Source organism: Achromobacter colocynthidis (assembly GCF_057334535.1).
In genome coordinates this window covers 176,361-188,461 of the sequence record NZ_JBHFIZ010000039.1, presented here as the reverse complement: position 1 = coordinate 188,461, position 12,101 = coordinate 176,361, and the positions used below count along the sequence as shown (strand labels likewise).

The 12,101-nt window shown below is 64.9% G+C and carries 12 protein-coding genes; 9 read left to right on the top strand and 3 right to left on the bottom strand.

The annotated features are described in order from the left end of the window. Positions 1-63: 63 nt before the first annotated feature. On the bottom strand, positions 64-1,392 hold the full coding sequence (locus tag ACE04A_RS27375) for an amidase (RefSeq protein ID WP_438859693.1): 1,329 nt from the start codon (positions 1,390-1,392) through the stop codon (positions 64-66). A gap of 331 nt (positions 1,393-1,723) precedes the next feature. Between ACE04A_RS27375 and ACE04A_RS27370 the strand changes: the two genes are divergently transcribed. The 6 genes from ACE04A_RS27370 (at position 1,724) to ACE04A_RS27345 (ending at position 7,793) form a co-directional block, all read left to right on the top strand. Then, positions 1,724-2,737 carry a substrate-binding domain-containing protein gene (locus ACE04A_RS27370; RefSeq protein WP_259251419.1) on the top strand — a complete coding sequence of 338 codons (1,014 nt, stop codon included), beginning with the start codon at positions 1,724-1,726 and terminating at the stop codon, positions 2,735-2,737. A 52-nt stretch (positions 2,738-2,789) separates the two neighbouring features. Beyond that, positions 2,790-3,587 (top strand): phosphodiesterase, encoded by a 798-nt coding sequence (locus ACE04A_RS27365; protein ID WP_448715737.1) that lies wholly within the window; start codon positions 2,790-2,792, stop codon positions 3,585-3,587. A 135-nt stretch (positions 3,588-3,722) separates the two neighbouring features. Beyond that, positions 3,723-4,778 carry an ABC transporter ATP-binding protein gene (locus ACE04A_RS27360; protein WP_485820716.1) on the top strand — a complete coding sequence of 352 codons (1,056 nt, stop codon included), beginning with the start codon at positions 3,723-3,725 and terminating at the stop codon, positions 4,776-4,778. A 33-nt stretch (positions 4,779-4,811) separates the two neighbouring features. Further along, positions 4,812-6,107, top strand: coding sequence for an ABC transporter substrate-binding protein (locus ACE04A_RS27355; protein WP_259251415.1), 1,296 nt, complete (start codon positions 4,812-4,814; stop codon positions 6,105-6,107). 13 nt (positions 6,108-6,120) lie between these two features. Continuing rightward, the gene (locus tag ACE04A_RS27350; protein WP_448715735.1) at positions 6,121-6,996 is read left to right on the top strand and encodes a carbohydrate ABC transporter permease; all 876 of its coding nucleotides are present in this window, start codon (positions 6,121-6,123) and stop codon (positions 6,994-6,996) included. Beyond that, positions 6,993-7,793, top strand: a complete 801-nt coding sequence (locus ACE04A_RS27345; RefSeq protein WP_100853585.1) for a carbohydrate ABC transporter permease — start codon at positions 6,993-6,995, stop codon at positions 7,791-7,793. Before ACE04A_RS27350 ends, ACE04A_RS27345 begins: the two co-directional genes overlap by 4 nt. A 91-nt stretch (positions 7,794-7,884) precedes the next feature. On the opposite strand, the gene ACE04A_RS27340 is transcribed toward ACE04A_RS27345, so the two are convergent. After that, positions 7,885-8,202 carry a hypothetical protein gene (locus ACE04A_RS27340; protein WP_100853586.1) on the bottom strand — a complete coding sequence of 106 codons (318 nt, stop codon included), beginning with the start codon at positions 8,200-8,202 and terminating at the stop codon, positions 7,885-7,887. Between the two features lie 78 nt (positions 8,203-8,280). Then, complete coding sequence (locus ACE04A_RS27335) at positions 8,281-8,622, bottom strand: DUF1840 domain-containing protein (protein ID WP_259251414.1); 342 nt, start codon at positions 8,620-8,622, stop codon at positions 8,281-8,283. A 304-nt stretch (positions 8,623-8,926) separates the two neighbouring features. Here ACE04A_RS27335 and argS point away from each other — a divergent pair, with 304 nt between their 5' ends. The 3 genes from argS to ACE04A_RS27320 all read left to right on the top strand — a co-directional run bounded on the left by argS (position 8,927) and on the right by ACE04A_RS27320 (position 12,058). Continuing rightward, positions 8,927-10,612, top strand: a complete 1,686-nt coding sequence (gene argS, locus ACE04A_RS27330; RefSeq protein ID WP_485820715.1) for an arginine--tRNA ligase — start codon at positions 8,927-8,929, stop codon at positions 10,610-10,612. Between the two features lie 9 nt (positions 10,613-10,621). After that, positions 10,622-11,344, top strand: a complete 723-nt coding sequence (locus tag ACE04A_RS27325) for an SPOR domain-containing protein (protein WP_448715733.1) — start codon at positions 10,622-10,624, stop codon at positions 11,342-11,344. 81 nt (positions 11,345-11,425) lie between these two features. Continuing rightward, entirely contained in the window at positions 11,426-12,058 is a 633-nt protein-coding gene (locus tag ACE04A_RS27320; protein WP_259251411.1) for a thiol:disulfide interchange protein DsbA/DsbL, read from the top strand. Positions 12,059-12,101: the final 43 nt, after the last annotated feature.

Below are 12,101 nucleotides of genomic sequence, written 5' to 3'. Positions count from 1 at the left end.
AAAACAAAAGCCCGCCTTATCGGCGGGCTTTCTGCTTTCTGCACAACGCTATCCCGATAGCGTTCAGCCACGCGGCCACATGTCGGAGGCGCCGATGTCCGTGTCATTGGCCTCTAGCAGCCGCTCATGGACCCAGGCGCCAATTGCCAGCGCGCGGTAGTCGTCGTAGCGTTGCCCGATCAACTGCAGCCCCACGGGCAGGCCTTGCGGGCCTGTGGCGAAGGGCAGGTTCAAGCAGGGCAGGCCGAACAGGGTCCAGGGCCGCGAGAACTGCGGGTCACCGGTGCCCAGGTCGGCAAACGGCGCTTCGCCGGCAGCGCTGGGCGCCAGCACCACGTCGTAGTCCTCGAACCAACCATTCACACGGGCACGCGACTCCTCGGCCCGAGCCAGATTCTTGATGTGTTGTTCCGCCGTAATCTGCGACCCCGCTTCCAGCACCGCCTGAATCTTGGGGCTGAGCTGGCCGGCGTGTTGCAGGCGTTCGTAAGCCAGCGACTGCGAGGCCTCAAACGCCATGATGTCGGCGTGCAACTGCACCAGCATGCAATCCTGCGCGGGCAGCGGCACCTCTTGCACCACGGCGCCTGCGCGCGACAAAGTGGCCGCGGCCTGCGCGAAGGCTTCCTTGGTTTCGGCCTGCGCATGCCGCCATTGCAGCGTGCGGCACATGCCGATGCGCGGCTTGGCGTCGTAGGACAGGTTCAGCATGCGCGCATCGCGCATCATGACCGAGGCGAACAGCGCCACGTCCGGCACCGAGCGCGCGAACCCGCCGACGGTGTCCAGCGATTCGGCCAGGCTTTTCACCCCCGCGCGCGGAATCGCCCCGAACGTGGGCTTGAAGCCCACGATGCCGCAGTATGAGGCCGGACGGATGATCGAGCCCGCCGTTTGCGACCCCAGCGCGAAGGGCACCATGTCGTCGGCGACGGCGGCCGCCGAACCGCTGGACGAGCCGCCCGGCGTATAGGCTTCGTTGCGCGGGTTGCGCGTGGGGCCAGCCTGGTAGGTGGCGAATTCCGTGGTAACGGTCTTGCCCACAACAACAGCGCCCGCGCCACGGCAAAGCGCCACTGACGCGGCGTCAAGGCCGGGGCGGTGGCGTTCGTAAATGGGCGAACCATAGCGGGTGGGCAGGTCGACGGTGTCGAACAAGTCTTTCACACCGATGGGCAGGCCGTGCAGCGGGCCGCGCAGGGCGCCGTCATCCAGGGCCTGGGCGTGGTCCAGCGCCGCCTGCTTTTGCAGCGCCGTCCAGGCATGAATGGTGTTCTCACGCTGCTCGATACGGGCAAAGCACGCCCGCACCAGCTGCACCGCGGTTAACTCGCGCCGTTGCAGCTTGCGCGCGGCTTCAAGCGCGCCAAGTCTGTTCAAGGCAATAGACATTTTCTTTTTCCTCTATCCCGGCGCCACGTATTGCGTGGCGGCTGAAGCGCACCCGGTCCCCTTGACCGAGGGGTCAGTCCTTGCTTGCCGCGCGGCATTATCGCCACGCGGATTCAGCGGACAGATCCCAGCCATTGTGCGCGCCGCGTCAATTGGGAAAAACACCAAAAACACCGAAAAAACACCGTGTTTTCCCGAGTCATTCGTCTGCGCCGCGCCCTGGCTTTATGTTGTTGCGTTCGCACCAGCATAGCGCAAACCCGTGCAACACAAAGGTCATATTTGTCTTGTAAGATGAAATCGTTTTCAGCAAATTGACAGTCATCAAGATATGGCCACGCGCCCGTCGCCCCGCTTTTCCATTATTGAAGTGGCCCGCAAGGCAGGCGTTTCGCCGGCGACGGTTTCGCGCGCGTTCAACCAGCCCGAGATCGTGCATCCCGACACGCTGGCGCATATCCGCAACGTGGCCAAGCGCGCCGGCTTCAGGCCCAACCGCGTGGGCCGCAGCCTGCGGTCGGGCAGCACCCGCACCATCGGCTTGATTCTGCCCACCTTGTCCAACCCCGTCTTTGCCGAATGCTTCGAAGGCGCGGAACGGCGGGCGCGCGAATCCGGCTACAGCGTCATGCTGACCGCCACCGGCTATGACCCCGCCGTTGAATCGGCGGCGGTGCAAGGCTTGATGGATCACCAGGTGGATGGCTTGATCCTTACGGTTGCCGACGTAAACAAAAGCGCCACACTGGACGATCTGGACAGCGCGGGCATGCCCTATGTGCTGGTCTACAACGAGTCGTCCACGCACCCATTCGCCTCTGTCGACAATCGCGCCGCGGCCAGCGACATGGTGGCGCACCTGGCCGCGCTGGGGCACCGCCGCATTGCGCTGGTGACCGGCCCCTTGACCGCGTCCGACCGCGCACGACGCCGCCTGATGGGCGCGCGCGCCTGCGCCAAGAAGCTGAATCTGGATACCGTGCAGCACATCGCCATGAGCTCGCATACCGGCAGCGACGCCGACGTGCTCAAGGCGGCGCTGCGCGGCAAGCAGGCGCCCACCGCGCTGTTCTGCTCGAACGATTTGCTGGCCACCGCCGTCATCGCCGACTTGGTCGCGCTGGGGCTGCGCGTGCCCACGGACATTTCGGTCTGCGGCTTTGACGGCATGCGCTTTGGCGCCTTGTTGACCCCGCCGCTGACCACCGTGGCGCAACCCAGCGATGGCATCGGGCAGACGGCGTGCTCGAACCTGCTGGCGCAGATTCACGGCCAGCCCCCGCAATCGAATCGCCTGCCGCATTGCATCGTGGTCGGTGGCACCGCGGCGTCCGTGCGTCGTTGACCGCGGACCGTATTCCGCTGCTTTTATCCATCTCCAACATTCCGTACGCATCATGCTCATCGCACAAATCACCGACCTGCACATGCGCACCCCGGGCGACAAGGCCTACGGCATCATCGACCCCGCAGCGTTCCTGGCGCCCGCCGTGCGCGCGCTGAACGCGCTGACGCCGCGCCCCGATTGCGTGCTGATCACAGGCGACCTGACCGACCTGGGCCGCCCGCATGAATACCAGGTGTTGCGCGACCACTTGAGCGCGCTGGAGATTCCGTACTTTCTGCTGCCGGGCAATCATGACGATCGTGCGGAGCTGCGCGCTGCGTTTCCCGATCATCACTATCTGCAAGGCGGCGGCCCGTTCATCCAGTACGCGATCGAAACGTATCCGCTGCGCTTGCTGGCGCTGGACACCGTGGTGCCGATGAAGAGCCATGGCGAGCTTTGCCAGGACCGGCTGGACTGGCTGGCGGCGCGCCTGGCGGAACAACCCGACCGCCCCACGCTGGTGTTGATGCACCACCCGCCGTTCCTGACCGGCATTGAGCACATGGACGCCATCGGCTTGCTGGCGGGCGCGCCGGAACTGGAGCGCATCGTGTCGCGCTTTCCCAAGGTAGAGCGCGTGCTGTGCGGCCATTTGCACCGCACGATCTTCCAGCGCTTCGGCGGCACGATCGCCTCAACGTGCCCCGGCACCGCGCATCAGTTGGCGCTGGAGCTTGGCCCCCGCCCGACACTGCAATACATCATGGAACCGCCGGGCTACCAGTTGCATTGGTGGCAGGGCGCGAACCTTGTCACGCATCACGCCGTTATCGGGGATTACCCCGGCCCGTATCCCTTTGCATGAGCGCTGCGCCCGACACGCGAAGCGCAGTTTGAAGCCGTAGAGCTTGCCACGAATCCGTCATGTTTGCGCTGCACAATGAAAAGGTTTTCATAACAGGCAACAATGCGGATCTAACAATTAGATCTTCGAGACAGCATGTCATCCATCGTTCTGGATAACCTCACCAAACAGTACGGCAACGCCGCCGCCATCCACGGCGTGAGCTTCACGGTGCCGGCAGGCAGCTTCACCGTGCTGCTGGGCCCGTCGGGCTGCGGCAAGTCGACCACCTTGCGCATGATTGCCGGGCTGGACACGCCCACGTCGGGCACCATCCGCATCGGCGACCGCGACGTGACGCAACTTCCGCCCGCCAAGCGCCGCATCTCGATGGTGTTTCAGTCATACGCGCTGTTTCCGCACTTGTCCGTGCGCGAGAACATCCTGTTCGGCTTGAAGGTGCGCAAGGAACCCGCGCGCGATTTCGATCGCCGCTTGCAGCGCGTGGCCGCGTTGCTGGGCCTGGCCCATCTGCTGGACCGCAAGCCGTCGCAGTTGTCGGGAGGGCAGCAACAGCGCGTGGCGCTGGGACGTGCCGTGATTTCCGAAGCGCCCGTGTGCCTGATGGACGAGCCGCTGTCCAACCTGGACGCGCAACTGCGCCACGAGATGCGCCGCGAGATCCGCGCGTTGCAGCAGAACCTGGGCATCACCATGGTGTATGTGACGCACGACCAGACCGAGGCTATGAGCATGGCCGACCAGGTGGTGCTGTTGCGCGGCGGCCAGATCGAACAACACGACACGCCTGACGGCCTGTACGCGCGCCCGGCCAGCGAATTCGCGGCCCGCTTCATCGGCACCCCGCCCATGAACCTGATCGCGCTGACCAGCCAGCAGGGTTCGACGGTCATCACCGGCACGCAAGGCCCGACCATCGCGAACGCGCCAGCGGGCGCGGTCAAGCTGGGCGTGCGCCCGGAACACATCCGCATCGACAGCGCGGGCATACCCGCCATTGTCGAAAGCGTCGAGTACTTCGGCGCGGACTCCATCGTGGTGTGCCGCGTGGGAGACACCAGTGGCGTGGCCGTGCGGGTTGGCGGCCATCTGCGCGCCCGCGCCGGCGAGGCCTTGGGCCTGACGTGGCCGACCGAGCAACAGCATTTCTTTGCCGCCGACTCGGCGGTCATCAACACCGTCGGGCGCTGAAAGACGCCCAATCCACAGGAAAGGAAACGCACCATGCGACGCATCGTACTGAAGACCCTGGCCGCCAGCCTGGCCGCCGCCTGCCTGTCCCTGCCGGCACAGGCGCAGAACAAGCCTGTTGAAGTCGAGTTCTACTATCCGGTGGCCGTGGGCGGCCCCATCACCAAGATCGTCGACGACATGGTGGCGGACTTCCAGAAGGAAAACCCCGACATCAAGATCAAGCCCATCTACGCCGGCTCGTACCAGGATTCCATCGCCAAGGCGCTGACGGCGCTCAAGGGCGGCACGCCGCCGCAACTGGCCGTGCTGTTGTCGACCGACATGTTCACCCTGATCGACGAAGACGCCATCGTGCCAATCGATTCGCTGGCCAAGTCCGATGCCGACAAGAAGTGGCTGGGCAGCTTCTATGACGCCTTCATGCAGAACAGCCGCACGGGCGGCCACACCTGGGGCGTGCCGTTCCAGCGTTCGACCATCGTCATGTACTACAACAAGGACCTGTTCAAGGCCGCCGGGCTGGATCCCGAACGCGCGCCGGCCACCTGGGCCGAACTGGTTGAGTACGGCAAGAAACTGACCAAGCAGGACGCCTCGGGCAACACCACGCAGTGGGGCATCGAAATTCCGTCGGGCGGCGCGTTCGCCTACTGGCTGTTCCAGGCGCTGACCACGCCCAACGGCGCCATCCTGATGAACGAGGCCGGCAACGAGGTCTACCTGGACAAGCCGGCGGTGGTGGAAGCCGCCCAGTTCTGGCGCGACCTGTCCGCCAAGCACAAGATCATGCCCACGGGCACGATCGACTGGGGCACCACGCCGAAGGACTTCCTGGAGAAGAAGGCGGCCATGGTCTGGACCACCACCGGCAACCTCACCAACATCCGCAAGAATGCCGATTTCCCGTTCGGCGTGGCCATGATGCCGAAGCAAAAGCGCGGCGGCAGCCCGACGGGCGGTGGCAACTTCTACATCTTCAAGAGCGGTACACCGGCGCAGCAACAGGCCGCGCTGAAGTTCGCGCAGTGGGTCACCACGCCGGAACGCGCGGCTGACTGGAGCATCGCCACGGGCTACGTCGCCGTGACGCCGGCCGCCTGGCAGACCGAGAAGATGAAGAAGTACGCACAGGAAGTGCCGGCCGCGGCGGTCGCGCGCGACCAGTTGGAAGTCAGCGTGGCGGAATTCTCCACGCATGAGAACCAGCGCGTCACCAAGACCCTGAACGATGCCTTGCAAGCCGCGCTGATCGGGTCGAAGACGCCGCAGCAGGCGCTGACCGACGCACAGCGCGAGGCCGATCGCATCCTGCGTTCCTACAAGTAAACCGACAAGCACGATGAGCCGCTCTTTACATGCGCTTTATGGCTGGCTGCTGTTGCTGCCAGCCATCGTGCTGCTCGCCGCCTTCACGCATTACCCGGCGGTGGCGACGCTTTGGCACAGCTTTTTCTCTACCCCCAAGGGCGCGCGTCCGGCGCGCTTCGTGGGGCTGGAGAACTACGCCGTCATGCGCGACGATCCGGTGTTCTGGCAGTCGCTATGGAACAACCTGTGGTTTGCGCTGGGCACGATCCCCACGTCCATCGGCATTGCGCTGATCATGGCGCTGTGGGTAAACCGCAATCTGAGCGGCCGCGGCTTTCTGCGCATGGCCTACTTCACGCCGACGGTGTTGCCGATGGTGGCGGTGGCCAACATCTGGCTGTTCTTCTACACGCCGCAATACGGCTTGATTGCGCAGGTGATGGGCTGGTTCGGTGCGCCCGGCGCCAACTGGCTGGGTAGCAGCGCAACCGCCTTGCCGGCGCTGATGCTGGTGACGGTGTGGAAAGAGGCCGGCTTCTTCATGATCTTCTACCTGGCCGCCTTGCAGACCGTGTCGCCGTCGCTGCGCGAGGCCGCCATGCTGGAAGGTGCATCGCGCTGGCAGTATTTCCGCCGCATCCTGTGGCCGCTCTTGATGCCCACCACGCTGTTCGTGCTGATCAATGCGCTGATCAACGCCTTCCGTCTGGTGGACCATGTTGTGGTCATGACGCGCGGCGGGCCGGACAACGCCAGCACCTTGCTGCTGTACTACATCTACCAGGTGGGGTTCAGTTTCTGGGACACGGCTTACGCCGCCACGCTGACCGTCGTGTTGCTGGTGGTACTGGCGCTGACCGCGCTGTTCAAGTTCCGCTGGCTGGATCGCAGGACGCACTATCAATGAAAGACAAGCTAGATACCCTGGGCGCCTGGGCGCTAGGCCTGTTGTGGATTCTGCCGCTGGCCTACGCGATGTGGGCGGCCTTCCACCCGCCCGCCTACGCGACCCGCTTCGAGCTGTTCGCGCCGTTGACGCTGGATAACTTCGTGCGCGCCTGGCACGCGGCGCCGTTTCCACGCTACTTCCTGAACACCTTCATGCTGGTCACGATGGTGCTGGCGGCGCAACTGGTGCTGTCCACGCTGGCGGGCTACGCCTTCGCGCGCTTCGAATTTCGCGGCCGCGATTTCGTCTTCATGCTGGTGCTGTTGCAGTTGATGATCATGCCGGACGTGCTGCTGGTGGAGAACTACCGTTCGATGAGCCAACTGGGCATCCGCGACACGGTGTTCGCCATCGGGTTGCCGTACTTCGCGTCGGCATTCGGCATCTTCCTGCTACGCCAGACCTTCAAGACCGTGCCGCGCGAACTGGAGGAAGCGGCGCGCATGGAAGGCGCCAACGCCATGCAGATTCTGTGGAAGGTGTACGTGCCGCTGGCCAAGCCGATCTATGTGGCCTATGGGCTGGTGTCGGTCAGCCACCACTGGAACAACTTCTTGTGGCCGCTGATCATCACCAATTCGGTCGAGTCCCGGCCGCTGACCGTGGGCTTGCAGGTGTTCTCGTCCACCGACCAGGGCATCGACTGGTCGGTCATTACCGCCGCCACCCTGATGTCCGCCGCGCCGCTGCTGATCGCTTTCCTGCTGTTTCAGCGGCAGTTCGTGCAGTCATTCATGCGGGCGGGGATTCGCTAGGTTTTCCTGCTGCCGCGTTACGCGCGGACGCCGCCCAAAACAAATCCCCGCCTTGCGAGCGGGGATTTTCACGTGTGCCGCGCCGGTGCCGTCAGTAGCCGACGGTCAAACCCGGCAGGTCAACGGTGATGCGCGGACGCTCCAGCGCCATGGCCAGGTGCTCCGCGAACTCGCGGGCTTCCTTGGCGTCGCTGGACAGGGTGTCGTAGCCCAGGGCATCGGCCACGCCCAGCACCTTGTCCAGCAGCAGCACTTTGCCGCTGGGGCGCAACGGTTCGCAGCCCAGGGTTTCCCAGGCGCCGTCGAACCAGTCGCGCGCATCGCTCTGGCGTTGCGGAGACGTTTCCACCGTGGCGTTCAGGTCCAGCGACCGGCGGGTGTCGAAAACAATGGTGATGTCGCAGCGCATAAAGGGTTCCTTGAAAGGGCGTCAGGCGGCAAGGGTAGGCAAAAAACGCCGGGCAGATTGTCCGCCGGGCGACATTGCCTACCAGCCGCGCGACGCTTCCCAGGTGACTTCAACGCCCGCGGCCTGGGATTGCCGCATCATGTCCAGCAGCGGATATGCGCGTTCTTTCATGCCCACCGCGCGCGCCATGGCCGAGCGCGGGGCCTTGTCTTCGTCGTCTTCGTCCTCGTCGGGACGCTCAGCGCTTTCAATGGCGCGCTCGATGCCGTTGATGGCGGGGCCCAGTTGCTCGGCGGTGAACACACCGCGTTCGGGGATTTTGTCGCCGATGGGCTTTCCCGCCGCCTGCAGGATGGGCATGGCGTGGTCGGACACCATCAGAACTTCGGCCACGACCTTGGAGTGAAAGGTAATCAGCATGTTGCGGTCTCCCTCAATGAATACGTTACATACACTACCCCAACGCCCCAGGGATGCCAACTGGCGCTACGGGGCGGGTGCAGGGGCCGCTACCGCCGGCACGTCCCCGGAAACCTAGGCGATTGATTTTATTGAGAGTTCCGCCGCCCGCGCGAACGCTTGCCGGACAGTTTGCGCCCCCGTGCCCGCCGGTTGGACCGCCAAATCAACTATCATTCCGGATGATTCCCGTGACATCGCCGGCCCGGACACCGTCCGCTTGATCCCCGCCTTGGTCACTCACCCAGAACTTCTTCAGACGCCCATGCTCCCCGAGCAACAAAAACAGCTTATCTCCCTGATCCAGGCCGCCGTTGCGCAGAGCCTTCCCGACGCCCAGGCCAATGTGCTGCTCGAGCGCCCCAAGGTCGCCGCCCACGGCGACGTTGCCACCAACGTAGCCATGCAACTGGCCAAGCCGGCCCGCCGCAACCCGCGCGAACTGGCCCAAGCCATCGTGGACGCGCTGCTCGCCACCCCCGAGGCCCGAGATCTGGTCGATAGCGCCGAAGTCGCCGGCCCCGGCTTCATCAACTTGCGCATTACCGCTGCGGCGCGCCAGGCCGTCATCGCCACGGTGGCCGAGCAGGGCGCAAGCTTTGGCCGCGCCCCGCGCAGCGGCGAGAAGATCCTGGTTGAATTCGTGTCGGCCAACCCCACCGGCCCGCTGCACGTGGGCCATGCCCGCCAGGCCGCGCTGGGCGACGCCCTGTGCCGCCTGTACGACGCCATCGGCTGGGACGTCACCCGCGAGTTCTACTACAACGACGCCGGCAACCAGATCCACAACCTGGCCATCAGCGTGCAGGCGCGCGCCCGTGGCCTGACGACCGAATCCCCCGACTGGCCTGAAGACGGCTACAAGGGCGACTACATCGCCGACATCGCGCGCGACTTCCAGGCCGGCAAGACCATCCAGCCGTCCGACGGCGAGCCCGTCACCGCCACCGGCAATATCGACAACCTGGACGACATCCGCGTCTTCGCCGTGGCCTATCTGCGCCGCGAACAAGATCTGGACTTGCAGGCGTTCGGCCTGGCGTTCGACAACTACTACCTGGAAAGCTCGCTGTACACGTCGGGGCGCGTCGAAGCCACCGTCAAGGCGCTGGTTGCCGGCGGCCATACCTATGAAGAGGGCGGCGCGCTCTGGCTGCGCACCACCGAACTGGGCACGGGCGACGACAAAGACCGCGTCATGCGCAAAAGCGAAGGCGGCTACACGTACTTCGTGCCGGACGTGGCGTATCACAAGGCCAAGTGGGAACGCGGCTTTCACCGCGCCGTGAACATCCAGGGCAGCGACCACCACGGCACCGTGGCCCGCGTGCGCGCCGGCCTGCAAGCTTTGAACGAAGGCATCCCGAAGGATTACCCGTCTTACGTGCTGCACAAGATGGTCAAGGTGATGCGCGGCGGCGAAGAGGTCAAGATCTCCAAGCGCGCCGGCAGCTACGTCACCATGCGCGACCTGATCGACTGGGTGGGCCGCGACGCCGTGCGCTACTTCCTGATCCAGCGCCGCGCCGACACCGAATTCGTGTTCGACGTAGATCTGGCCTTGTCGAAAAGCGACGAGAACCCGGTCTATTACATCCAGTACGCCCACGCGCGCATCTGCACGATGATCAACAACGCCGGCATGCCCGCCGCCGACGTGGCCGCCGCCGATACGTCCTTGCTGACCGCGCCGTCTGAATTCGCGCTGATGCAACGCCTGGCCGAATTCCCCAACGTGGTGGCGCTGGCCGCCCAGGACCTGTCGCCGCACCACATTGCTTTCTGGCTGCGCGATTGCGCGTCGGACTTCCACGCCTGGTACAGCGCCGAACGTGTACTGGTGGACGACGCGGCCTTGAAGCTGGCGCGCCTGCGCCTGGCCGCCACCACGCGCCAGGTACTGGCCAATGGCTTGGCGCTGATGGGCGTGTCCGCGCCCGAGCGGATGTAACATCGGTTCATGGCAACCAAGCGCAAAACCACCCGCCGTTCCTCTGGCGAAAGCGGCAGCACCCTTTACGGGGCGCTCGCCGGCCTGCTCCTCGGCCTGATCGTGGCCGCCGTCGTGGCCTTCTATGTCACCAAGGCTCCCGTGCCCTTCGTGGACCGGGCCACCCGCCAGGGCGACACGGGCAAGCTGCCCGACCCGCGCCAGGCGCCGGACCCGAACGCGGGCCTGTACGGCCGCGACGGGGCGGCGGGCGCACCGCCCACCGGCCCAACCGCCACCGCGCCGATGCCGCTGCCGGGTGCGGGCACTGCGTCCAAGCCCGACGAAACGCCATCCCGGCTGGATGACCTGGGTGCGCTGATCGCCACCTTGCCGTCCACCAACAAGCCGCAGGCCGCCGCGCCGGGTCAAACGCCGGCTCAAACGCAAAATCCAAGCCCGACACCGCTGTCCAAGCCCGCCCCCACCCCAGCCCCAGCCGCCAAGGCCGCGCCGGCGGCAACGGGTTCGTATTACTTGCAGGCGGGTGCGTTTCGCGGTGAAAGCGACGCTGAATCGCTAAGGGCCCGCATCATCCTGCTGGGCCTGCCGGTGGCGGTGCAAAAGGCCGAAGTCAACGGCAAGCCGCTGAACCGTGTGCGGGTGGGTCCGTTTGCGCGGCTGGACGACATGAATCGCGCGCGTGGCCGCCTGGGCGAAAACAAGATCGAAACCGCCGTGGTCCGCCAGTAAACCTATCCGGCGCTATTTTTTGCATTGAACTTATCCGGCCCCGAGCCTGTCTGTAACTTTTTACTCAGGAACCTCTCATCCATGTTGTCCCCCAAGATTATTCGCATCATGGCCGCGGCCGCGCTGAGCGCCTCGGCGTTCTTCAGCCCGGTAAGCCACGCTCAAGGCACGCAAGCCTATGTGGCAATCAACCCGCCGCTGCCGTCGGACACCCCGGGCAAAGTGGAAGTGCTGGAATTCTTCGCCTACACCTGCCCGCACTGCGCCGCCATGGAACCCATGGTTGAAGAGTGGGCCAAGACGGTTCCTTCGGACGTCGTCCTCAAGCAAGTCCCCATCGCGTTCAACGCCGGCATGAAGCCGCTGCAACAGGTCTACTACACGTTCCTGGCCCTGGAACGCCCCGACCTGCACGCCAAGTTCTTCACCGCCATCCACGGTGAACACAAGCGCCTGTTCGACAAGAAGTCCATGGGCGACTGGGTTGCCACGCAAGGCGTGGACCGCGCCAAGTTCGATTCCGTGTTCGATTCGTTCAGCGTGCAAACCCAGGTGCAGCGCGCCACCCAGTTGGCCGACGCCTACCGCATCGACGGCACGCCGTCGTTTGCCGTCGGCGGCAAGTTCATGACGTCGCCGGTCATGGCGGGCAACAGCTACGAAGGCGCCCTGAAGGAAGTCAACCAACTGATCCCGATGGCGCGCAACAAGTAATTCGGTTTGCGCAGGGATTGCAGAGCGGCCCCGCCCCATGGCC

Excerpts from the sequence above, each read along its gene's own strand:
- ACE04A_RS27375 (WP_438859693.1), bottom strand. The coding sequence starts at position 1,392 with ATGTCTATTGCCTTGAACAGACTTGGCGCGCTTGAAGCCGCGCGCAAG.
- ACE04A_RS27370 (WP_259251419.1), top strand. The coding sequence starts at position 1,724 with ATGGCCACGCGCCCGTCGCCCCGCTTTTCCATTATTGAAGTGGCCCGC.
- ACE04A_RS27365 (WP_448715737.1), top strand. The coding sequence starts at position 2,790 with ATGCTCATCGCACAAATCACCGACCTGCACATGCGCACCCCGGGCGAC.
- ACE04A_RS27360 (WP_485820716.1), top strand. The coding sequence starts at position 3,723 with ATGTCATCCATCGTTCTGGATAACCTCACCAAACAGTACGGCAACGCC.
- ACE04A_RS27355 (WP_259251415.1), top strand. The coding sequence starts at position 4,812 with ATGCGACGCATCGTACTGAAGACCCTGGCCGCCAGCCTGGCCGCCGCC.
- ACE04A_RS27350 (WP_448715735.1), top strand. The coding sequence starts at position 6,121 with ATGAGCCGCTCTTTACATGCGCTTTATGGCTGGCTGCTGTTGCTGCCA.
- ACE04A_RS27345 (WP_100853585.1), top strand. The coding sequence starts at position 6,993 with ATGAAAGACAAGCTAGATACCCTGGGCGCCTGGGCGCTAGGCCTGTTG.
- ACE04A_RS27340 (WP_100853586.1), bottom strand. The coding sequence starts at position 8,202 with ATGCGCTGCGACATCACCATTGTTTTCGACACCCGCCGGTCGCTGGAC.
- ACE04A_RS27335 (WP_259251414.1), bottom strand. The coding sequence starts at position 8,622 with ATGCTGATTACCTTTCACTCCAAGGTCGTGGCCGAAGTTCTGATGGTG.
- argS (WP_485820715.1), top strand. The coding sequence starts at position 8,927 with ATGCTCCCCGAGCAACAAAAACAGCTTATCTCCCTGATCCAGGCCGCC.
- ACE04A_RS27325 (WP_448715733.1), top strand. The coding sequence starts at position 10,622 with ATGGCAACCAAGCGCAAAACCACCCGCCGTTCCTCTGGCGAAAGCGGC.
- ACE04A_RS27320 (WP_259251411.1), top strand. The coding sequence starts at position 11,426 with ATGTTGTCCCCCAAGATTATTCGCATCATGGCCGCGGCCGCGCTGAGC.